Raw genomic sequence first — 22,739 nt, forward strand, 5'->3', positions numbered from 1 at the left:
TCTGAGACTATGCGAACCACCCTTGGATCATGTACAGGAGAACGACGTGTTGTGGACAGCCACCCTTGCCGCCGAAATCGCCGGGTTCGTGCAGGTTTCCGGGGGCGGGAGCGCGTGCATGGGCGCGTCCGATGTTGTTGGGGCGTCGCCCAACGTTAATCTCGATGGAGTAAGAGTTGAGAATGCGAAGCCTGAGTGGAGAAGAAGTGAGTCCAAGCCTTCAACGTCGGTTAGGCACCAAAGACGCCGTCATGATCGGGCTGGGTGCCATGATCGGAGCCGGGATCTTTTCCGCGTTCACCCCCGCGGCCTCCGCCGCCGGTTCAGCCCTTCTGGTGTCCCTGTTCTTGGCCGCTGCGTTGGCATACGCCAACGCACGGTCCAGCGCCCAACTCGCGGCACGCTACCCAACCTCGGGCGGCACCTATGCCTACGGACGCGAAGTGCTCGGCCCGTGGCCGGGTTTCATCGCGGGTTGGGGTTTCGTGGTCGGCAAGACGGCTTCGGCAGCGGCCATGGCATTGACCTTCGCAACATACACGGTTCCCGAACCCTGGGTGAAGCCCGTTGCCGCGCTGGCGGTGGCGGTGCTTGTCGGAGTCAACTATCTGGGAGTTACACGCACCGCGGCCGCTGCAAGAGTCATTGTCACCGCGGTGTTGGCGCTCCTGGCCGTGGTCTTGGTGGTGATCCTGGCCGGCACCCATGTGCCACCGGCCTATGCGGCAGGGGACAGCATGGGCCTCCTCGGCGTCCTGCAGGGAGCAGGGCTGCTGTTCTTCGCCTTCGCCGGATATGCACGCATCGCGACCCTGGGCGAGGAAGTGCGGAACCCGACAAAGAGTATTCCCCGTGCCATTGCGATCGGACTGGGCATAGTCGTGGTGCTCTACACGGCGGTCGCCCTGGTGCTCCTCACTGTCCTGGGCGCCGGCGGCGTTGCGCAGAGCGCCAAGCCGCTGGCGACCGCACTGGGGGATTCCTGGGCCCTGCCGCTGGTCCAGATCGCCGCGGCGTTGGCATCCCTCGGGGCGTTGCTTGCGTTGATCGCGGGAATCGGACGCACTGCAATGGCCATGGCACGGGAGCACGACCTGCCCCATCCCTTGGCTGCCATCCACCCGAGGTTCGCCACGCCGCACCGCGCCGAGTTGGCCGTCGGTGTCGCGGTGGTTTTGCTGATCATGTTCTTCGACCTGCGAACTGCCATCGGATTCTCCTCGTTCGGCGTGCTGGTCTACTACCTGATCGCCAACATCGCGGCGGTCAAGCAGCCGCGGGACGAGCGTCTGAGCCCTGTCTGGTTGGGCATAGCCGGGGCCATTGGCTGCGTCGTGCTCGTTGCCACGCTTCCGCCCAGCGCGGTCATCGGGGGACTGGTCATGTTTGCGGTGGGCCTCGGCTATCGCGCCGTTCGGCTGCGCGTCGGTTCCTGACGGCCGATCTTTGCCCAGAGGGCGCAAGGCCGGGGGACCTGTGGCATGTGCCTGCACGGCAGGGGAGACTGTGAAGGGCAGACGGCAAGGGATGCATAGGCAAGGTTCAAAGACATCTGCAATGAGCTGTCGGGTGTTGCCTATCAGCAAGGGCAGTAGATACCCGCAGCCGCCCGCTGCATGACTTGAAACGCATTCTAGGTGTTGGGTTCCCATCCATGGATGGGAACCCAACACCTCGAATTTGCAAAGGCCGAGACGGCTAGCTGGTGCCGCTCGGCGGCTGCTCTGGTTGGCTGCCATCGATTCCTGGCCCACCAGCGTCAGGGGCCGCTTCCGTGCGTACCCGGCCTGCAGAAACCCGGGGATCGGCTCGGTGTGCTGTCGGAACGGCCCGCCGCAGCCGCGCAGTGAAGTTCCGCAGATTGATCAGCTGTGAATCCTGGTTCGGGGCTTCGACTTCCAGGCCGTAGAAATCGCCGATGTGGTCGACGAACGCCATTCGTCGAGCCTTTTCGTAGACTTTCACTTCACGAGAGAACGCCCGATACGTCGCCCAACAGATTAGGATCAGCACGAGGCTGAAGGGCAAGGCAATAATGATCGCTGCCGTCTTGAGTGCCTCAAGGCCACCGGAGAGCAACAGGGAAGCTGCCAAGAGGGAAGTCGCCAGCGTGAAGAAGATGCGGATCCAGTTCTTCGGCTCCACGTCCCCGCCGGTGGCAATCATCCCCATGACCAGAGCACCCGAGTCGGCAGAGGTGACGAAGAAGATGACGATCATGATGATCGCACCCACCGTCAGCACGGAGCCGGCGGGCAATTGATCGAGCATGGCGAATAGTGCGCCCTCGGTGTCAATTGAACGGTCCGGGGCGATAAGATTCCCCGTGCCCTCCAGCTGGCCATGCAGGGCGATCCCGCCCAGGACGGAGAACCAGATCATCGTGACAACTGTGGGGACCAGAATGACGCCGGCAACAAACTGGCGTACCGTGCGCCCCCGCGAAATCCGGGCAATGAAGATTCCCACGAACGGGGCCCAGGAAATCCACCAGCCCCAGTAGAACGTGGTCCACGTGCCTTGCCAGATCTCACCCTCGGTGCCGGTGAAGGCGCTGACGTTGAAGGACATCGCGAGGAAGTTCTGCAGGTAGTTGCCGACCGACTGCACGAAGTTTCTCAGCAGGAACTGCGTCGGTCCTACTATCAGCAGGAAGACCACCATCACACCGGCCAGGATCAGGTTGGTGTTCGAGAGCCACTTCATGCCCTTTCCGACTCCCGAAAGCACGGAGAAGAGCACCAATGCAGTGACCACTGCGATGATGACGAGGTCGATGAACTGTGAGGCCTGGATCAATCCGGCGCTTTGCAGGCCCGCGCTGATCTGCAGGACGCCCAACCCCAAGGAGGTTGCCACGCCGAAGATCGTTCCAACCAGGGCGACGACGTCAATGAGGTTTCCGAGTCCGCCATGGACCTTGCGGCCCAGCAGTGGCTCAAGGGTCCACCGGATCGAAATGGGTCGGCCACGTCGATGAATCGCGTAGGCCAGTGCCAAACCGATGACCACGTAGATCGACCAGGCATGGACGCCCCAGTGCAGGAATGTTTGGGCCTGGGCCTGTTGGGCGAGCTCTGCAGGAGAACCCGAAGCGCCGGGCTTGGGGGAGGCGAAGTGGCTCAGCGGCTCGGAGACGCCGTAGAAAACCAGCCCGATGCCCATGCCGGCGGCAAAGAGCAGCGAGAACCATGAACCGAGGGAAAACTCCGGCTCGTCGTCGTCCTTGCCGAGCTTGATTTCGCCAAACTTCCCAAACCCGAGCCAGAGGCTAAACACCACAAAACCTGTGGCGATCAGGACGTAGTACCAATTGAAGTAGCCAATGATCTTGGACTGGACGGAAGCGAAGACTGCCTCGGCAAGGCTTGGCATGGTCATCGCGAAGGTGGCAAAAACAATGATGATGATGGCCGCGGGCCAAAAGACCCATCGGTGAACCCTGGGGGTTGCGCTCGCCTTCGTCAGTTCAGTTGTCATTTTCCGAGCCTATTCGATAGGCGGGGGCGATTAGCAAAAAAGGTGGGTATTCCCACCTAGTTTGCAAATGATTGCCGATCCGTGAAAGCGACACCATTTACTAAAACATACAAGTTTTCGCCATTCGCGGTACAGGCCTCCACTGTTCGGTCCAGACGTCAAGCCAACGTTCGGCGGGGAAAGACAGTGTCGTTCAAGGGAGGTCGTCGACCAAGGTCCACGTGCCGGCTGCGAGGACCCAATCGGGTCGATTGGAAGGGGGTGGCCCGGCGGTCAATCCATATGTAGTTCGACAAGGCCGTACTGTGCTGCTCGGATTAGGGCCTGAACCCTGTCCCGGACGCCAAATTTTGCCATCACACGGCTCAGATGGGCCTTGACGGTGGCCTCGGAGACATGCAACTCGGCAGCAATTTCCGGATTGTTATAACCTCGAGCGAGCAGTTGCAGGACTTCCAATTCTCGTTCGGACAAGGGCATGGGGCTCTGTCGGCTAGCGCTAGTCGGTTTAATGTCGTAGCCATTTCGGACTGCGCGGATGAGGTCCTGCGATACCGACGCCGAAATGGCGGCGCTGCCGTCGTGCACCGCCCGAATTGCAGCAAGGATTTCCGTGGGTTCTGCGTCCTTGACCAAGTACCCAGCGGCCCCGGCGCGTAGGGCCGGGACCAAATATTCTTCCGAGGAGAACGCGGTTATGGCCAGCACGCCAATATCCGGGTAGTTCGTGGTGATGATTGCGGTCGCTTCAACCCCGTCCATGCGAGGCATCTGCATGTCCATGAGTATGACGTCAGGGCTGTTGCCCGCGCAGAAATCCACGGCTTCTATGCCGTTTGTCGCGTCCCCAAGCCAGTGGAACCCCGGGGCGGCTTCAAGAATTATTTTGAGGGCTTGACGCATGAGGGGTTCGTTATCAACCACGAGAACTTGGATATCAGTCACGGTTTCGAGTCTAGTGACCTTTGGCGAAATCGGCGCAGGGGCTGACCGACTTCAAAAGTTTCACTAAAAGTATCTGTTGACTTAATGAAATAGATGCAAGAATAGGCCTCATGACTCGCAAAACTCGTATTTTCGCCGCTGTTACCATGTCCGCTGCCTTGTTGCTGCCGGCCGCCATTCCTGCCCAGGCAGCCACGGCTCCCGGTTCTCTGTCCCAGGGCAGCTCAATGCCAGTTGCTTCACCTGCTGGCGCTTCAGATGCGTTCAACGACTGGCTGTGCCGATACTTCGGTGCAGCATGCCCTAGGTAGAAAGGGGGACTCAAAAGAATGAGTCCTCTCTATGGGTGAGAATGGATCGGTGAACCGATTCGTTTCTGCCCCCGACGCTACTAGTGAGCAATCTTCCTCCACATTGGGGAGGAAGATTCTCCTAGTTGCGAGCGGCGTTGTCGCGTTATTGCTAATTACGGACATTGTCAGCTTGATCAGTGAGTCCGATCCCGTAAAGTTCCATGATCGTGCAATCGAAGTCTTCGTCAATGCGGCTTTCGCTCTTGCGCTCGGACTTTTGTGGGTTCGCACGCGATATGCGGTCTTTGTTTCCATCGTGGCAATGACGCTGGCGGCTTTCACCGGCGCCTATTTGGTCGCGCTTCTTATTGTTCCTCTCTTGGTTGGAATAGTTACCCTGACGGAGACTCGTAAGTTCTCGTTCCGGTATCTATGCATCACTGGCCTGTGGCCAATCCTGATCGTCGTCGTCAGGTCCTACGACGTGGGCTTCTTGATCATCATCATTCCCTTGGTCGCCGCCGCTTACCTCGTAGCCCTTTTCGCGCGGAAGTACCAGGAACAGCGCGAAGCCGACAGGAAACGCATTGAGGAGCTGCGCCGCAAGCAGCAGGAAGCCGTCGAAGCCGAGCGCAAGGCCATTGCCAGGGACCTGCACGATATCGTCGCCCATGACATCACGGTGATTTCCATGCAGGCCAAGGCTGCCGGCTTTTCCGGGGACCCGGCGGTTGCCCAGGCCGCGCTCAAGGTCATCGGCGCCACGTCGAAAGAGGCCCTCCAGGACCTGCGCGTCATGCTCAATGTGCTGCGATCCGACGGTCCGACGACCCGTGTGGACGGCTCGCTCGTCGATCCTGCGGAGAATGCTGCCAGTAGCCTGGAAATTCTCATTGGCGTTGAAATCTTTGCCGAGAGATTGGTCGACCTTGGCCATCCAACGAAGACCATGGCCGACCCGAAGCTTGCCGGCTTGCCCCAGTCTGCCCAGGCCGCACTTTACCGGGTCCTGCAGGAATCCACGACGAACATCGTCAAGCACGCCGAACGGGATGCGTCGTGCCGCATTGAGGCCCTCGTCGTCGGTGACAGGGTGTGGCTGGAAGTCGCCAACAAGTTGCCCCGACACGTTGTGGACCAGGGGTTTGACAGTGGTGGGCACAGCTCCGGAATCGTGGGCATGTCAGACCGCATGGCGGCGTTCGGGGGGACCCTCTCTGCCAAGCGCGTCCGCGGCGACTGGGTGGTTCGCGCCGAGCTGCCGGCCGCCATCATCGACGGGGGCCAGAAGTCTCCCGAGGAAGTATCCGAACCTTCCGATCATTAGTGAGGCTACCTCACCAAGTATGGTCAAAGGTCTAATGTGGAGCGACTGCTCTCATGGATACAGTAGGTACTACATCGGCTGCATAGCCGATTGATGAGTTCTCGGAGCGTTTTGCGAGTGGCGTTTCAGGGACTCATTTCCAGCACGCCGGACGACGCCAGCCCCGCAGACCAAGCCCCCAAGTTGGTCAGCATCAGGAATCGCGTCAAATGCTTTCCCCCAAGGAGCATTTGATAATCAAGATTCCGCGGTCGCTACTACCCCAAGAGTAGCCACCATCGGCGTCGTCGGGCGTGCTGATGTTTAGGCACGAAAGGCCCCCTTGCGGGCTTTCCGGGCCATCTCCCGTGATGCGGCTCACGGGACGGCGGGGAATGTCGCCGCCGGCCGTGGTGGTTTTGCCCTAGTAGGTAACCACTGACAAGCCGCAAGGAGCACACCCCCGCATGAGCGTAGAGACCGCCTCGACCGTGTACGAACAACTGTCGATCGATGCAGAAACCGCCGACAAGCTATTCCTTGAAGCGCGAACCGCCAACACCTTCTCGGACGAGACCGTCTCCGACGAGACCCTGGACGCCATCTACGAGCTCACCAAAATGGGTCCGACGATGATGAACAACCAGCCGTTGCGCATTACCTGGATCAAGAGTGCCGAGGCCCGCGAGGCAGTCGTCGCCCAGATGATGGAAATGAACCGGCCCAAGTCCCTGGCCGCCCCCGCACTGGCCGTGTTGAGCTACGACGCCGACTGGCACGAGCAGTTCCCGGTGTTCTTCCCCCACGCATCCGAACGCAAGGCAATGTTTGACGAAGATGCGGCCATGCGCGCCGAAGTCGCCAAGAACAACGCCTGGATGCAGGCCGGCTACTTCATCATGGCCGTCCGCGCCGCCGGCCTGCACGCCGGGCCCATGGGCGGCTTCAACGCCGCCGGCGTGGACACCGTCATCAACGCGGACACCGCCAACCACGCCTTCCTGATCGTCAACGTGGGCACCCCGGGCGAGAACCCCTGGTTCGACCGTCTGCCGCGCCTCGACATCGAAACGGCAACAACCAGCATCTAGGTCGCCTCCATTTCCAAATAGCAATTCGCCGTTGGGTGGGGACGTGCATGGCACGTCCCCACCCAACGGCGTCTTAAGCGGAAAGACTAGGCCAGGATTTCCTCGGCCACCCGTGTCAGCGCACGTTCCAGGGGAGCACGCAAGACGCGCGGCACCCGAACGTGCTTGCCGATGCGGACCAGTCCCTCGGATTCCGCGGCGCGGAGCAGCGACTCGGCAGCGGGGACGGTCCTTGCAAAGAGCGGCTGCAGATGGGCTTGCTCCGGCTCAAGCTCCCCGGGGGCAGGAACCGCGAACGCGACTTCGGTGCGCGGGGGATTCGCCGATCCGGCCTTGCCCAGCAACGCGGCAGCCATTTGCGTCACGGTGTTGTCGTTCTCGGGTCCCACCGCATGGAGCAGGATGTGGGCGTAGAGCCCTTCGGCAATCAGGTCCTTCACTCCGCGGGCGCTGAACCCCGAATCGGCATGCAGCGCCTCGCTCACCACCGGGGTCGGCACCGCCTTGCCCCGCTGGTTGGTCAGCAGGCCGGCCCGCAACAACGCATTCCAGTAGGCATCCAGCTTTGGCAGCTGCGCGAGGGTGGCGACAGCGGCTTCGGCCTCCGGTTCCCAAGGCAGCCGCACGGCCTCGGCCCCGGGGTCGTGCTGGACCTTGAGGCCCACGGCCGCGGCGGCCGCGACCAGGTCCGCATCCAACAATGAGCCATCCGGCCGCACTTCGCGGCCCTCGCCAACCCAGGCCAGCAATGCCCGAGCGGTGGAAACCATGGGCAACTTGGCCCAGCGGGAATCCGCGCCGGCTTCATCAAGCTCGGGGACCACCACGGGGGACTCGCCGCCCTGGGCGGAAATCAAGTCGAAGACCGACTTGAATCCCTCCACGGAGCCGGACCAGCGGCCACTTTCGGCCAGGAATAGCACGAATTCCCGCAGCATTGAGGCGCAGGCAACGGCAACCTCGTCACCGATGGCGCGCAGGTCCCCGAACTGGATTGCCAGCGCCTCGTGGTCGAGTTCGGATGCCGCAACCTTGCCGCGCAGCCGCGAGTGGACGGTCAGCAGGGTCACGAGCCCTTCGATGCCGGCCTCCGTGTCGGCCGCGTCGTGACGCTGGTTGAAGAAGGCACGCAACTGGGCCAGATACGGACGCATCGCGGTACGCACTTGGTTCTCAAACTTGGATGCGCCCGCGCCCGAACTACGGGCGGGGTGCCCTCCGCGCGACTTGTTGCTGGCAGGCTTCGATTTCGACATATTGGTGTCGTCCCCCTTTGATGCTTGGAAATCCGTGGATGCTGTGGAAAATTCTTTCCGCCGGTGCAGGCTTACTCCGCAAAGAGCGAGCGCACGTCGTCGGCGCTGATCGCGGAGGCGAAGGCAGCATCGTCATCGAGCACCGCGGTGAAGAGCTTGGCCTTCTTGTCCTTCAGCGCCATGACCTTTTCCTCGATGGTGTTCTTGGAAACCATCCGGTAGACCATGACGTTGCGCTTCTGCCCGATGCGGTGCGCGCGGTCGACCGCCTGGTTCTCCGAGGCGGGGTTCCACCACGGGTCCATCAGGAAGCAATAGTCGGCCTGTGTGAGGTTCAGCCCGAATCCGCCGGCCTTCAGCGAAATCAGGAACACCTGGACCTTGCCGGAGGTGAAGGACTCGATGACCTTGGCGCGCTTGGTCGTCGAGCCGTCCAGGTAGGCATGCTCGATCCCCGCCGCGGTGAGCCGGTCGCTGGCCTTGGACAGGAACGAGGTGAACTGGCTGAAGACCAGCGCGTTGTGGCCCTCGGCGGTGAGGTCCTCGAGCTGCTCGAGCAAGGCGTCGAGCTTGCTGCTGGGAACCGAGGCGTACTCGTCGTCGATGAGCGAGGCGTCAAGGGCCAACTGGCGCAGCTTGGTCAGTGAGGAGAACACCGCGAAGCGGTTCTTGTCCATGTCCTCGAGCATGCCCAGCACCTTCTGGCGCTCGCGCTGCAGGTGGCGCTGGTAGATGACCCGGTGCTTGGGGTTCAGCTCCAGCTCCAGGACCTGTTCCTGCTTCTCGGGCAGGTCGGTGGCCACCAGTTCCTTGGTGCGCCGCAGCATCAGCGGGCGGATCCGGCGCCGCAGGCGCCCCAGCGCCTCGTTGTCGCCGTCCTTCTCGATGGGCTTGCGGTAGGTCTCGTCGAAGCGCTTGAGCGTGGGGAAGAGTCCGGGTGCGGCAATCGCAAACATCGACCAGAGCTCGGAGAGGTTGTTCTCCATGGGTGTGCCGGTGATGGCGAGCTTGAAGGGCGTCGGGAAGTCGCGGGCCTGCTTGGATGCCTGCGTGGCGGGGTTCTTCACGAACTGCGCCTCGTCCAGGATCAGCCCGGAGAACCTGGTGGCGGCGTACTCGTCCTGGTCGATGCGGAACAGTCCGTAGGAGGTGATGACGATGTCGACCTCGGCGGCGATCTCGTGGGCGGGGACCCCGCCGCGGCGCACCGTCTCGGTGATGTAGACGCTGCGCAGGTCCGGGGCGAAGCGCTTGGCCTCGGCCTCCCAGTTGGAGACGACGGAGGTCGGGGCCACCACGAGGAACGGCGGCATCTTGCCCGCGGCCGGATCGTGGTTGTCCTTGGCATGTTGGATCAGGGCCAGGGTCTGCAGCGTCTTGCCCAGTCCCATGTCATCGGCCAGCACCCCGCCGAGCCCGTTGTCGTAGAGGAAGGAGAGCCATTCGAAGCCCTCGCGCTGGTAGGGGCGCAGGGTGGCGTCGATGCCGGCGGGCAGCGGTGCGTGGGCAACCGTGAGGATGTTGCTCAATCCCTCGGAGGAGGCCTTCCAGGCCTCGGAGGCCTCGACATTGGTGGCTATGTCCTTGAGGTCTTCCCAGAGCGAGGCCTGGTGCTTGGAAATCCGGATGGTGCCATCGCTGGTGGAGTCCGAGAGGGCGCGGGCCTCCTCGATGAGCCGGCGCAGCTGTTCGTATTCCGGGCGGTCGAGCGCGAAGTACTTGCCGTCGGGGAGCATCAGGTATTCGTCGCCGTGGGCCAGGGCCTGGAAGAGCTCGGTGAACGGGACGTTGTTGCCGTCGATCCGCACCTCCACGCCGAGGTCGAACCAGTCGTTGGTTTCGGTGTTCCCGGCCGAGATGGTGATCAGCGGGTCGGCGGTGAGCTCCTCGTAGTCCAGCGCCTCGCCCTCGATGGCCACCTCCAGGTTTTCCATCGCTTGGAGCGCCGGCAGCGCCGCGGCGGTGAAGCGTGCGGCGTCGACGCCGGAGATAACAATGGGGCTGTCGTCGTTCCGCACCTGGTACTGGCTGCTGCCGAAGGCCGTGCCCAGGGCTCCGGGGAAATCGGCCAGGGCCGCACCGGCCTCGCGCTGGAGCGCAAATTCGGCCTTGGAGTCGCGCTCGATGCCGGAGCCCGATGCTGCGACAAGGGGGACCTTGGTGTCGCCGTAGGCAAAGCACCACCGCAGCTCGAGGCCGGGGACGCCCGCCGATTCGTCCTTGCGTTTGCGCGAAGTCTCCGGCCTGCTCAGGATGTGCTTGATGCGAAGCTGCATCTTCGGCGCCAGCGACATCGGCACCTCGACGGAGCGGTCGAGGGAGGAGAGCTCGGTGGCCTTGGCGAGCCTGGGCAGGTACTCCTGTTCGAAGCTGTCCCGGCCATTGGCCGGAATCACGACCTTCTTGTCGGTTCCGAGCAGGCCGGTGACCAGCGCCGGGATCTTGGCGCGGGTCGGTGCCAGGTGCAGGTTGAGGTGTTTCATCCCCTCGGTGGCGTCCCACCAAAAGACGCCGTGGTCGGAGACTGCGCCGATAAAGTCGGTGTTGAAGTCAGGGGGCAGGACGTCGAGGGAGGGCCGGATCCGCAACTTCCCGCCCTCGGAGGCGACGTCGGTGCGGATGGTGACGGGCTCGTGCACCTTCACCGCGGATTTTGCGGACGGGCCGCGCAACTCGATGCCCAGTCCGGGGGCCTGGGCAAGGTGGTTCCACAGCATCGAGCTGAGGAAGTCACCGGCGGACAGGTGCGTTCCGTTCCAGGCGGCAAAGGAGTTCAGCTGCAGCAGGGTGCAGAACCATTCCACCTGGTCCGCGTCGTAGGTGTAGTCGAAGGGCAGCACGGGCACGCCGCCGGCGCGGGTGTAGCGGAAGTGCTGCCATGCAAGGTTGCCGGAGACCCAGCGGCCCTTGTCGTTGAGCTGGACCGGGCGCAGTACCAGTTCGAGCTTGGAGGTATGCGGGATGTCCCCGTTCTTGATTTTCTGCAGTGCCGCGGCCTGGTACCGGTGAAGGGTCCGGGGCCGGAGCTCGAACTGGACGCCCAGGTTGCGTTCCTCGGTTTGGTCGGGTGCTGCGATGCCGTCGCCCATCAGGGAGTCCAGTGTGCGCTCCCAGGGGGCGCGGGTATCGGGTTCCTCGAAGTTCGTTTCATCCCACATATAGGCCAACAGGGCGGCGGCTGCGTGCTTGCAATTTGCGCCGACGGGGCAGGTGCAAATCCCGTGCTGGGGCATGAGGAAGCCGTGGCGGACCTGGGAGTGGACCGCGGTGCGGTAGACCATGCCGCCCGATCCCAGGACGCTGGCGCGCACAATGCTCATCGGGGCCACCCAGCTGACGTCCAGCACCCTGCCCTGGGTGGCGTAGGCAGCTCCGCGGTCAAGGCTGAGGGGGCCGACAAGCTCCCGGATCAGCGTGGTCGACGAAAGCACTGGAGCAACGGGAGGCATGGAAATAGTCTAAAGGGGGCCGACCATGCATCGGAGCCAAAACGGCCACTGTGCACCTGTCGGCTGAATGCGCAGGGCGGTGCCGGAGAGAGACCCGCCGGCCCGACCGGCGGGTGGTCGAGGAAGGTAGGGACAGGCATGCGGAAAACCTGGTTCACGGCGGACACGCACTTCGGCCATGGGCGCATCATCGAGACCTGCAGCCGGCCCTTTGCCGACAGCGCTGAAATGGACGTTGAACTCATCCGGAGGTGGAATCTTGCCGTGGCACCGGCGGACACCGTGTGGGTGCTGGGGGACTGGGCGTTGGGCGACAAGGCCCGCGGGCTTGAAATCGTCTCGGAGCTCCAAGGCACCGAGCACCTCGTTGCGGGTACCCATGACGCCTGCTGGCCCGGCAGGATCGGGGCGGAAAAGTACGTGAAGAGATTTCTTGATGCGGGCTTTGCCAGTGTCGGCGCATTCGCCCGGGTGAAGCTTCCGGCCACCGGGGAGAACGCGCAGGGGCGCAAGGTGCTGCTGAGCCACTTCCCGTACCGGGGGGTCGCACGGCGATGACCGCTATTCGCAATTCCGCCTGCCTGACGAGGGGCAATGGCTGCTGCACGGGCATGTTCACGGCGCCTTCCTGGCCTCGGGCCGGGGCATCAACGTCGGAGTCGATGTACACGGATTCGCCCCGGTCTCGGCCTTGGCCCTTGCCCAGAGGATCGATTCGATCGAGGATGTAGGCACGGCTTACCCCTGCTGACGGGTCAGAAACCCGCACTCGCCAAGGCTTGGGGCAGAAAAAACGGAATAGTTCTCAATCGGCCGCATTTAATGCAATCCATGGCGTGTAGTGGCCTGCGTCACCGATGAAAAGTGAAGTCCCGTTGCTTCGCGTGGCATTCAACGCCAAAGTTGAGATCCAGAGTTGGAAATTCTTGAACGGAGTGTGAACCATGGCCAGCGCAGCGACGCCTGAGCATGTTGTAATCGTCGGCGCCGGGTTTGTCGGGCTGTCCGCTGCCTGGTACCTGCAGGAAGAAGGCGTCAAGGTCACGGTGGTCGACCGCGGTGGCGTTGCCTCCGGCGCCTCGTGGGGAAATGCCGGATGGCTGACCCCGGCGCTGACCCTGCCGATCGCCGAGCCCTCCATCTTCTCCAGCGGGCTGAAAATGATGATGGATCCGGCCTCCCCGTTGTATATTCCGCTGAAGGCCAATGCCAAGCTGCTCCGCTTCCTGATCGGGTTCACCTGGCACAGCACCCCGAAGAAGTGGCAGGAAGCCATGCGCATCTACTCGGAACTGGGCACCACCGGCCTGGATGCGTTCGACGAGATCGCCGAAGGCACCAATGCAGGACCGGGCGTTCTCGAGAAGACCAAGCCCGCCGACCCGTTCCTGACCGGATTCAAGACCCTCAAGGACCGCGAGGGCTTGCTCCACGAGTTCGACATGATCCGCAAGACCGGTGGCAACGTCGAGTTCGACCTGCTCACCGGCGACGAACTGCGCGCCATCGAGCCGACCCTTTCCGATGACGTGGCTGCCGGCGTGGCCATCAAGAACCAGCGCTTCCTGAACCCGCCGAAGTACATGGATTCGCTGGCCGAGTCAGTGATCGCGCGCGGCGGCGACATCGTCGGGTCCTTCAACGTCACCGACATTCGCGACAACGGAAGCTCCGTCACCGTCATCGGTTCCGAGGGACGCTCGATCACTGCCGACCACGTGGTCATGGCCACCGGCGCCTGGCTGAACGACCTGACCAAGAAGTTCGGCGTGAACGTCGTCGTCCAGGCCGGCCGCGGCTACTCCTTCACGGTCCAGCCCGAGGTCATGCCGACCCACCCGATCTACTTCCCGTCCCAGCGCGTGGCCTGCACCCCGCTCGGGGACCGGTTCCGCATCGCCGGGACCATGGAATTCCGCGACGCCAACCACCCGCTGGAGCCCAAGCGCATCGAGGCCATCGTGGCCGCGGCCGCCCCGGTCTACAAGGGCATCAACTGGGAAAACCGCAAGGAGGAGTGGGTCGGCGGTCGCCCCTGCACCGCCGACGGCATGCCGCTGGTCGGCGCCACCCGTTCCCCGCGCGTGCACGTCGGCGGCGGACATGGCATGTGGGGCGTGGCCCTGGGCCCGCTGACCGGAAAGCTGATCGCCGCAGGCATCCTCGGCAAGGAAAAGCCTTCCGTGGCACGCCACTTCGACCCCCTGCGCAAGGGCTTCTAGTCCCGCAAGCGGCAAAACCATCGGAACCCCGGCGGTCGGTGCGGGCTCGGCCCCGCACCGACCGCCGGGGTTCCGGCGTGAGCGGGGCAGACTGGCCAATAGGGAAGGCCTGAGGGCAAGGAGCCGAGGCCTGAATCCTGCTGAACGCGGTGGCCCCGGAACGGTCACCAGCCACATGGCGAGCGAGGCGCCCGGCACCGCAGGGGGGGGGGCGCCAGCTGGCCTGCCTGCGCGCCCGACGGTCGGGCAAAACACGGACACCACCGGCCAGGCGACAGACAGCGACGGCGGCGCCAATGACGCCCCGCGCGTGGACCATTTCTGGTGCAGTCAGCGATTCCCCGGGCATCGATGCCCGGGTGTCGACGGCGTCCGAATTCGGCTCAGGGGTGGCGCACGCCTTGGCCCGCAAGCACGCTCGCGTAGCCTTCGCGGTAGGTCGGGAACGTGAACTCAAAGCCGGTGGAGAGCAGGCGGGCATTGGACAACCGCCTGTCGCCGCCGCGATTCACCCGGGCGGCACCGGTCCCGGGGCGGGGTACGCCGAGGCTTTCGGCGAGGAATTCCTGGACCTCGGCCAGGCCCGCCGGCTCATGGTCGACACCCAGATATAGCTGCGCGGGCGTGGGGTCCATCGTGCACAGGTGCACGATGGCTGCGGCCGCGTCGTCGCGGTGGATCCGGTTGGTCCACACCGTTTTCTCCGGGGTGCGGGCGTTGCCGCTGCGCACCTGGGTGATCAAGTGGTTGCGGCCCGGCCCGTAGATGCCGGACAGGCGCAGGATGACGGGCGTTGCGGCGCTTGCGCGCACCAGTTCCTCGGTCTCGGCCAGGATCCGGGCGGTTGCCGTGCCGGGGGATATCGCGGTGTCCTCGTCGACCCAGCCCCCGGCGGCATCGCCGTAGACGGCGGTGGAGGAGACCAGCAGGAAGCGCCGGGGGGAAACCCCGTCGCGCGCCAGGGCGTCGAACGCGCGCCGTGCCGCATCCAGATAGGTGCGGCGGTAGGCGGCTTCGCTGCGCTCGGGCGCCGCGGGGGTGAACACGACGATGTCGGTGTCGGGGTCAATCGCCGGCAACGCGATGGCGTCATCCGACAGGTCGACCCGGCGGGTGGCAAAGTCAGTGGGCAGCACTTCGGGCCGTCGGCGCCACGCGGTGACGTGGTGACCGGCGGCCCGGAAGCGCAGGCCCGCCTCGGTGCCGAGATCCCCGGCACCGAGAACGAGGACCTTCATTTGGCGGCTGGACGCAATCCGGCCCGCGCCATGGCGTCGGCGTAGGCCGCAACCATTTCGTCGAACCACGCCTGCTGCTTTTCGGCCGAACCCAGGAAGGCACGGTCCGCGGTGGAGCGCACTTCATAGATCTTGATGCCGCGCTGGTTGATGACCTGCTGGCCGCCGGCCTTGATCCAGGCCTGGACCAGGCGCTTGGCCTCGGTCCCGTGGGCCACGATCGCCGAGGTGCGGTACGCGATGCGCATGAGCTCCTTGAGCGGTCGGATCCCGGCCTTCACCTGGTCAGGGGTCAGCTTGGTGCCGCCATCGGGCAACTCCCACGGAAAGACGTTCCACGGGATGCCAAAACGCGGCTCCAACCCGGCAGCCTCATAGACTGCAGCGAGTCGTGCCGCGGTGGGATCGTCGTTGCGCAGGGACAGGAAACCCGAAGACGATCCGGGGCCCGGCGCGATTTGGAGCGAGATAACCCGAGCCTCATCCACGTCGTGCACCGGGTCGATGAGCGGAACCCGGGAACCGGGCTGCTGGTCCTGCAGCTTGCGACATAGTGCCGTGAGTTCGGCGACGGAATCGTCCTCCACCTTGCTCAACTGTTCTTCAAAGTACTCGGATTGGCTCATTATTCACCTTTCGCCCTCCCGTTGAGCCTACGCCGATTACCAGCCGCGCGCATTCCGCCCTTCACCGGCATGCCGGGGTGGGCAATCCCGCGACCGTGTCGCATGATGGGCACATGGGATTGACGCGCCTGGACATTGACCACTTGACCCGCTGTGTTGAGCTTGCCGAGGAGGGCCTCGAGGCGGGCGACGAGCCCTTCGGGTCCATCCTGGTCGACGCCGACGGCGAGGTCCTGTACGAGGGCAGGAACCACGTTGCAGGCGGTGATTCCACCGCGCACCCCGAGCTGGCCATTGCGCAGTGGGCCCTGGGGAACTTGGAGCCGGAGCGCCGGGCCGCGGCCACGGTCTACACCTCCGGGGAGCACTGCCCGATGTGTGCCGGAGCCCACGGCTGGGCCGGGCTGGGCCGAGTGGTCTTCGCCGCCTCGGCGGCCATGCTTGATTCCTGGCACCGGGAATGGGGTGTGGCTCCCGGGCCCTTGGCCGCATTGCCCGTGAACATGGTGGTGCCCGGCCTCCAGGTAGACGGGCCGGCCGAGGAGCTGGTGCCGCGAATCCGCTACCTGCACTTCCAGGCCTTCCAGGAATCGCGGAGCCGACCCGCTCCCGCCAAAGGTGCAGGGGAAACGACACAAACGGTGGAACCCGGTGTCGGATTGTGAAACTTGGTTCCGAAACCTTAGTCTGTTGCCTGGCAAATGTCGCCCGCGTCACACGCCGCCATGGCAGCTGCGACCGGGGAAATCGATGAAGACCGGAATGAGGACCACATGGGCGTGCAACCACTGGCCAACCACTCGGAACTGACGCCCCTGCGATTCCTGCAGCGTTCGGTGGAGGTGTACCCGGGCAAGGAAGCCGTCGTGCACGGGGCGCGAACCTACACGTATGCGCAATTCGGGGCGGAGGTGCAGCAATTCGCCAAGGCGCTGGCCACACGCATTGCGCCAGGGGACCGCGTCGCGGTGTTGGCACCGAACATTCCCGAGATGCTCATCGCCCACTATGCCGTCCCGTTGGCCGGGGGCGTACTCGTGGCCTTGAACACCCGGTTGTCGGCCCGCGAGCTCGGCTACATCATGGAGCACTCGGCCGCGAAACTGCTCTTTGCCGACTCGGAGCTGCTCGGCGCCGCGGCGGCGCTGCGCGCAGAGGTCCCGACCCTTGAGGCGCTCCTTGAGATCCAGGACACCGAATTCACCGGCACCCGGCCCGAGGTTGCGGTGGACGGAACGTACGCGCAGTTCATTGCCGGGGGCACCGGGGCTGAGATCGGCTACGCGGTTGCCGACGAGCGGGCGCCGATCACGCTGAACTACACCTCGGGAACCACCGGCAAGCCCAAGGGGGTGCTGTATTCGCACCGCGGCAGCTACCTGAACTCGCTGGGGGAGGCCTTCCATCAGGGCTTTGACGCCCGCACCCGCTACCTCTGGACCCTGCCGATGTTCCATTGCAACGGCTGGTGCACGCCGTGGGCGGTGACCGCCGCCGGCGGAACGCACCTGTGCCTGCGCGCGGTGCGCGAGGAATCGGTGTGGGACGCGATCGACGAATTCGGCGTCACGCACCTGTGCGGCGCCCCGACCGTTTGCTCCATCATCGCCGACTCGGCCCGTGCCCATGTTTTGGAACGCGGCCTCAGGATCACCACCGCCGGGGCCCCGCCCTCGCCGGCGATCATCCGGAAGCTGCAAAAACTCGGCATCGAGGTCGTCCACGTCTACGGCCTCACCGAGGTCTACGGGCCCTATACGATCTGCGAACAGCAGGACGCCTGGGACGAACTGGACGACGAGGAAAAATCCCAAAAGGTCGCCCGGCAGGGCGTGGGCATGGTCCAGGCCGAATCGGCGCGCATCGTGGACGCAGAGATGAACGACGTGCCCGCGGACGGGGAAACCATGGGGGAAATCGTGCTGCGCGGCAACAACGTCATGATCGGCTACTACCGGGACGAGGAAGCCACCGCCGCAGCATTCGCCGGCGGCTGGTTCCACACCGGGGACCTGGGCGTCATGCACCCCGACGGATACATCCAGCTCAAGGACCGCGCCAAGGACATCATCATTTCCGGCGGGGAGAACATCTCGACCATCGAGGTGGAGCAGGCCTTCGCCAGCCACCCGGAGGTCCTTGACGTGGCCGTGATCGGCGTGCCGCACGAAAAATGGGGCGAAACCCCGGTGGCCTACGTGATTCGGGCCAGCGGCTCGCAGATCGACGCGGCGGCGCTGCAGGCCCACGCCCGCACGCAACTGGCGGGCTTCAAGGTTCCCAAGGCGATTCACTTCCCACAGGATTTGCCGCGCACCTCCACCGGCAAGGTGCAAAAGAACGTGCTGCGGCAAAACGCCTAGCGAAGCCGCGCGTTGGCGCGTTTCCGCAGTCGGCCGTCCCGGTAAAAGTGGCACCGGGGCGGCCGGTTTTTTTAAATCCCGACTGTCACACCCGTGACATTAGCAACTCTAGCCACATAGGGTGTACCCAAGCGAGTACTTATCCACAGGGATTGATGTCTCACGGGTCAATTCCTCTGTTGAAGGAGTAACCACCATGAGCGCCCAACCACTACTTTCCCTGCGGATAGCAGCGGCGACGTTCGGTGCGTCGATGGCCGTGGGTGGCCTTGCCCCCGCAGTGACGGCAGCGCCGATACCCACCGCGGTGCCTCCGGTGCATCTCGTCGTCGCGAAGAAGCCCGTTGCCCCGCGCGCGCAAGCCACCACGACCCTTCGAACGACCGCAAACCTGAACCTGCGGCAGCACGCCGGTGCCCATTACGACTCGTTGGCCGTGCTCACGAAGGGCACCGCGGTCACGCGAACAGGGCATGCCAAGGGCGTCTGGTGGGAGGTGAAGGCCGGTTCGCGGACCGGATGGGTCAGTTCCGTTTATCTGGCGAAGACCGCCGACAAGTCTCCCGCGCCCCAGACGGTTGCGGGTTATCGAACCAGTGCGAACCTGAACCTGCGGGAAAACCCCGGCACCCACTCCAAGTCGCTGGTGGTTCTTGCGAAGGGCACTGCGGTCTCCCGGACGGGGAAGTCCAGCGGTGTTTGGTGGGAGGTGAAGGCAGGTTCGCGGACCGGGTGGGTGAGTTCCAACTATGTGACGAAGTCCAACGGCACGGCGCCCACGCCTACGGCACCTGCCCCCACGGCGGTTGCGACCCATCGAACGAGTGCGAACCTGAACCTGCGGCAGGCTCCCGGCACCCACTCCAAGTCGCTGGTGGTTCTCGCGAAGGACACCGCGGTCGCCCGGACGGGGAAATCCAGCGGTGTCTGGTGGGAGGTCAAGGCAGGATCGCGGACCGGGTGGGTGAGTTCCAACTATTTGACGAAGCCCAGCGGCACGGCGCCTACGGCCCCTGCCCCCACGGCGGTTGCGACCCATCGAACGAGTGCGAACCTGAACCTCCGGGAAAACCCCGGCACCCACTACAGGTCGCTGGTGGTCCTCCCCAAGGGCACCGCGGTCGCCCGGACGGGGAAGTCCAGCGGTGCCTGGTGGGAGGTCAAGGCCGGTTCGCGGACCGGGTGGGTGAGTTCCGACTACCTGACGAAGGTCTCCGGCCAGGCACCCGAATCCAACGCGGTCGCCGGCGCCAACCGCTGGGTGGACGGCACCCAACCGATTTATGCCGAGGCCTCGCTTTCCTCCAACCGCCTGGCGGTGCAAACCGGCGGAACCAGGGTCCGGCTGATCAAGAGCTCCGGAAACTGGTCCTACATCGAAACACCGAGCGGCCACGGCTGGATTCCCAGTTCTTCACTGGCCACCAGCGAGCCGAGCAGCAATTCCACCTCGTATCGGTGGACCGCCTACGCCGCCAACGTACGCACCGGCCCCTCAACCTCCTTCAGCACCCTGGGCATCATCCCCGCGAACCAAAAAATGGCCTTTGTGCAGACCGCCGAGGGATGGTCGCAGGTAAAGTCGTCGAAGGGAACGGGCTGGATCAAGAACACGCTGCTGACCAGCGTCGAGTACCGGGAGCCGAAGGAGCTGCAGCCCATGACCCGGTCCATGATCAGCGACGTGAGGGACCGCTTCGGGGACGACATCAGCAGCGTAGGCGGTTCGCGCGCCGGCTCCGTCGGGCACAGCTCGGGGCTGGCCGCGGACTTCATGATCAAGGATTATTCCTCGGACGCAGGCATCAAGGCCGGCGACCGGATTGCCCAGTACCTGGTGGAAAACCACGAGCGGATGGGGATCAGCTACCTGATCTGGCGGGACAAGCTGTGGCTGGCCGAGGACGGCCAGTGGGGACCGTATTCAACCAGCGGCTGGGGCAAGCACCTGGCATCCTCCCGCGGATGGAACGACACCACGCGGCACATGGACCACATCCACGCGGAGATCTCCTCTTCCCGGGCCAACAAATAACCCTGGCCCGCGGCGGGTGACCTCGAAGCGGGATCACGGAAAATACCTGTTCCATGGGACCGTGGACATTTGCCTTCCGGGTGCCGCCCGCGCCCTGTAGTGGGAGCCGGCCGATGATGCACCGACACCAATTCGCCAAGTGCCGCTCACTTCGATACGTTCGAGGGAGGAAGCCACCCCCGCCCATCATCCGCACCGTCAATCCGTCCCGCCCCAAGTGAACGACGGGCCATGACGGGGAAACGAGGGCCCGACCGGGAAGGAACCGGTGTCTCGGACATGACGGAATCCCCTGCAACACCCACCCGGCCGAGACTGCCGTGGTTTTGGATCCTCCCCATCCCGGTGGCCCTGGGACTGGGAATCGTGATTGGCATGCAAATTGCCGCACCGGGCGATGCGTCCCCGGCGGCCGCTGTTGCGCAGCAGGACCCGAGCCCGGTCCAGGCTGAACCCGCGGAGGCCCAGCAGCGGATCAACGTGGAACGGCGGGATGCAAATGACCCCACGGCGGTCGGCGAGCTCGAGGCACCGGTTGTCATGGTCGCCTATTCCGACTACCAATGCGGCTACTGCGCCAAGTGGGCATCCGAATCGTTGCCCACCCTCCTGGACAAGTACGTGGCCGGGGGACAGCTTCGCATTGAGTACCGCGACATCATGTTCTTCGGTGAGAATTCGCGCCAGAGCGCGGAGCTGGCCGTCGCGGCCGGCAAGCAGGGCAAGTACCAGGAATTCCATGACGCGATCTTCGCCGAAGGGGCCACCGCGAAGGACGCAGACTACTCCGCCAAGGGCATTGCGGCATTGGCCGGGCGCATCGGAGTCGAAGCCAAGCAATTCACGGCAGACGCGGCGCACGCCGACACCGCGGCCCTGGTGCAGAAGAACCACGACGAGGCCGGCGCCCTGGGCGTCACCGGAACCCCGACCTTCATCGTCAATGGCCGCCCGTTGATCGGCGCCCAGCCGCTGGAAGTCTTCGTGCAAACCATTGACGAAGAACTCGCCCGCTAGGCCAGGGCGGGGCAAACGATGGACGTCGGGCTCGGATACGCACTGATTGGCGGAATGCTTGGGGTCTTCAGCCCTTGCAACGCATTGCTGTTGCCCGCGTTCTTCGCCACCATCTCCACCTCCCGTGCTAGGTTGCTGGGCTTGGGCACCACTTTCCTGGCTGGCTTGCTCGCCACACTGGTACCGCTCGGACTGGGGCTGGGGTGGCTGGGCGGAACCATTGTTCTCGACCGCGGGCTGTTGCTCAACGGCGCCGGGTGGGTGCTCATTGCCCTGGGACTGCTGACAGCCGGGGGCGGCGGAATCGATTTCACCCGGCTTCTGCCGGGCAAACCCCGCCCCGCGGTCGGGTCCCTGGCCAGGACCTTCGTCCTGGGTTCGGTCTCCGGCGTGGCAGGGTTTTGTACCGGCCCGGTGCTGGGTGCGATCCTCACCCTGGCGCTAACCTCCTCGAGCCCGGCCCGGGGCGGGACGCTCTTGGGGCTCTACGGGGTGGGGATGGTCTTGCCGATCATGTTGATTGCCTTGGTGATCCGCAGGCTGGGCCACCGCTCGGTGGGTTGGATGAGGGGACGCCAGCTCACGGTCGGCAGGTTGCGCCTGCACACGACTTCCCTGTTGATGGGTGCGATTACCGTGGTCGTCGGGTGGCTGATGATCTTCACCAATGGCATGGCGGCCGTTCCGGAGCTGTTGCCCAGGAACATGATTGCGGCGGTGGAAAACGTGGGCAGGCAACTGGACGCAGCTGTTCCATCGTGGGCCTGGACCGCCTTGGTCGGCGCATTCCTGCTGGCCTGGTGGCTCCGTGCCGCAGTGCGCCGCACCGGCGGGCATGCGTCTGCAGGAACAGTGAAGAACGCCGAGGCCGGCGAGATCCCGCGCGGGAATGGCACTTTCGAAAAACAGTAGCGAGACTCCGGATCCGGGGCCTCCGCTGGTAGGCTTGGAGTCGAATCTATGTTCTACGAAAGGTGGGGGCCGTGTTTGGAATTGACTTGCCGCAGCCGCCCGCCCCGCCGCCGGAATCCCAGGGACCGGTCGGCGCGGTCGAAGCCATGGGCTTCCCGTCCCCGGCGAGAGACTACTACGGCGGCGGAATAGATTTGAACCGCCTGCTGATCAGGGACAGGACCTCGACTTTCCTCATGCGGGTCTCGGGCAATTCCATGGCATCTTCCGGGATCAGCCACGGCGACGAGGTCATCGTGGACCGGGCCGTGGCCCCGCGCGACGGTTCGGTGGTCATCGCCGTCCAGGGCGGGGAACTGGTCATCCGTCGGCTCGTCTCCCGCCGGGGCACCCCGGTCCTGTCCAGCGACGAAGAACCGGTTGAGCAAGCCGAGGCCGTCGCCGAGGAAACCACCATCTGGGGCGTCGTCACCCGCTGCCTGCACCATGTGTAAACGCGGGAACGG

18 protein-coding genes are annotated in these 22,739 nt (G+C 64.4%); 11 read left to right on the plus strand and 7 right to left on the minus strand.

What is annotated here, in order from left to right; genetic code table 11:
* Positions 1–182: 182 nt before the first annotated feature.
* Entirely contained in the window at positions 183–1,436 is a 1,254-nt protein-coding gene (locus AC6CHY_RS10850) for an APC family permease (RefSeq protein ID WP_217388762.1), read from the plus strand.
* Between the two features lie 262 nt (positions 1,437–1,698).
* On the opposite strand, the gene AC6CHY_RS10855 is transcribed toward AC6CHY_RS10850, so the two are convergent.
* The 3 genes from AC6CHY_RS10855 to AC6CHY_RS10865 all read right to left on the minus strand — a co-directional run bounded on the left by AC6CHY_RS10855 (position 1,699) and on the right by AC6CHY_RS10865 (position 4,693).
* A complete protein-coding gene (locus AC6CHY_RS10855) occupies positions 1,699–3,480 on the minus strand; it encodes a BCCT family transporter (protein ID WP_217388761.1) in 1,782 nt (593 codons plus the stop codon).
* 273 nt (positions 3,481–3,753) lie between these two features.
* A complete protein-coding gene (locus AC6CHY_RS10860; protein ID WP_217388760.1) occupies positions 3,754–4,425 on the minus strand; it encodes a response regulator in 672 nt (223 codons plus the stop codon).
* Between the two features lie 10 nt (positions 4,426–4,435).
* Complete coding sequence (locus AC6CHY_RS10865) at positions 4,436–4,693, minus strand: hypothetical protein (RefSeq protein ID WP_217388759.1); 258 nt, start codon at positions 4,691–4,693, stop codon at positions 4,436–4,438.
* A gap of 215 nt (positions 4,694–4,908) precedes the next feature.
* Between AC6CHY_RS10865 and AC6CHY_RS10870 the strand changes: the two genes are divergently transcribed.
* A complete protein-coding gene (locus tag AC6CHY_RS10870) occupies positions 4,909–6,045 on the plus strand; it encodes a sensor histidine kinase (RefSeq protein ID WP_217388758.1) in 1,137 nt (378 codons plus the stop codon).
* A gap of 446 nt (positions 6,046–6,491) precedes the next feature.
* Entirely contained in the window at positions 6,492–7,115 is a 624-nt protein-coding gene (locus tag AC6CHY_RS10875) for a malonic semialdehyde reductase (RefSeq protein ID WP_217388757.1), read from the plus strand.
* Positions 7,116–7,201: 86 nt separating this feature from the next.
* Here the strand turns inward: AC6CHY_RS10875 and AC6CHY_RS10880 are convergent, their stop codons facing one another.
* The gene (locus AC6CHY_RS10880) at positions 7,202–8,281 is read right to left on the minus strand and encodes a hypothetical protein (RefSeq protein ID WP_217388756.1); all 1,080 of its coding nucleotides are present in this window, start codon (positions 8,279–8,281) and stop codon (positions 7,202–7,204) included.
* Positions 8,282–8,442: 161 nt separating this feature from the next.
* The gene (locus tag AC6CHY_RS10885) at positions 8,443–11,820 is read right to left on the minus strand and encodes a DEAD/DEAH box helicase (RefSeq protein WP_217388755.1); all 3,378 of its coding nucleotides are present in this window, start codon (positions 11,818–11,820) and stop codon (positions 8,443–8,445) included.
* A 138-nt stretch (positions 11,821–11,958) separates the two neighbouring features.
* Here AC6CHY_RS10885 and AC6CHY_RS10890 point away from each other — a divergent pair, with 138 nt between their 5' ends.
* Entirely contained in the window at positions 11,959–12,378 is a 420-nt protein-coding gene (locus AC6CHY_RS10890) for a hypothetical protein (RefSeq protein ID WP_217388754.1), read from the plus strand.
* Positions 12,379–12,764: 386 nt separating this feature from the next.
* Complete coding sequence (locus tag AC6CHY_RS10895; RefSeq protein WP_498226719.1) at positions 12,765–14,042, plus strand: NAD(P)/FAD-dependent oxidoreductase; 1,278 nt, start codon at positions 12,765–12,767, stop codon at positions 14,040–14,042.
* 383 nt (positions 14,043–14,425) lie between these two features.
* Here the strand turns inward: AC6CHY_RS10895 and AC6CHY_RS10900 are convergent, their stop codons facing one another.
* Together AC6CHY_RS10900 and AC6CHY_RS10905 are read right to left on the minus strand one after the other, a co-directional pair.
* A complete protein-coding gene (locus AC6CHY_RS10900; RefSeq protein WP_217388752.1) occupies positions 14,426–15,280 on the minus strand; it encodes an SDR family oxidoreductase in 855 nt (284 codons plus the stop codon).
* The gene (locus AC6CHY_RS10905) at positions 15,277–15,906 is read right to left on the minus strand and encodes a uracil-DNA glycosylase family protein (RefSeq protein ID WP_217388751.1); all 630 of its coding nucleotides are present in this window, start codon (positions 15,904–15,906) and stop codon (positions 15,277–15,279) included. Before AC6CHY_RS10905 ends, AC6CHY_RS10900 begins: the two co-directional genes overlap by 4 nt.
* 113 nt (positions 15,907–16,019) lie before the next feature.
* On the opposite strand from AC6CHY_RS10905, the gene AC6CHY_RS10910 reads away from it, so the two are divergent.
* The 6 genes from AC6CHY_RS10910 to AC6CHY_RS10935 all read left to right on the plus strand — a co-directional run bounded on the left by AC6CHY_RS10910 (position 16,020) and on the right by AC6CHY_RS10935 (position 22,727).
* A complete protein-coding gene (locus AC6CHY_RS10910; protein WP_217388750.1) occupies positions 16,020–16,571 on the plus strand; it encodes a nucleoside deaminase in 552 nt (183 codons plus the stop codon).
* 108 nt (positions 16,572–16,679) lie between these two features.
* Positions 16,680–18,269, plus strand: coding sequence for an AMP-binding protein (locus AC6CHY_RS10915; protein ID WP_498226755.1), 1,590 nt, complete (start codon positions 16,680–16,682; stop codon positions 18,267–18,269).
* A 196-nt stretch (positions 18,270–18,465) separates the two neighbouring features.
* On the plus strand, positions 18,466–20,304 hold the full coding sequence (locus AC6CHY_RS10920) for an SH3 domain-containing protein (protein WP_217388748.1): 1,839 nt from the start codon (positions 18,466–18,468) through the stop codon (positions 20,302–20,304).
* A 279-nt stretch (positions 20,305–20,583) separates the two neighbouring features.
* Positions 20,584–21,321, plus strand: a complete 738-nt coding sequence (locus tag AC6CHY_RS10925; RefSeq protein WP_217388747.1) for a DsbA family protein — start codon at positions 20,584–20,586, stop codon at positions 21,319–21,321.
* Between the two features lie 18 nt (positions 21,322–21,339).
* Positions 21,340–22,233: a cytochrome c biogenesis CcdA family protein gene (locus tag AC6CHY_RS10930; protein ID WP_217388746.1), complete on the plus strand. Its 894-nt coding sequence runs from the start codon at positions 21,340–21,342 to the stop codon at positions 22,231–22,233.
* 146 nt (positions 22,234–22,379) lie between these two features.
* Positions 22,380–22,727, plus strand: coding sequence for a LexA family protein (locus tag AC6CHY_RS10935; RefSeq protein WP_254456049.1), 348 nt, complete (start codon positions 22,380–22,382; stop codon positions 22,725–22,727).
* The last annotated feature ends 12 nt before the right edge of the window (positions 22,728–22,739 follow it).

It is taken from the genome of Paeniglutamicibacter sp. GQ140 (assembly GCF_059759235.1).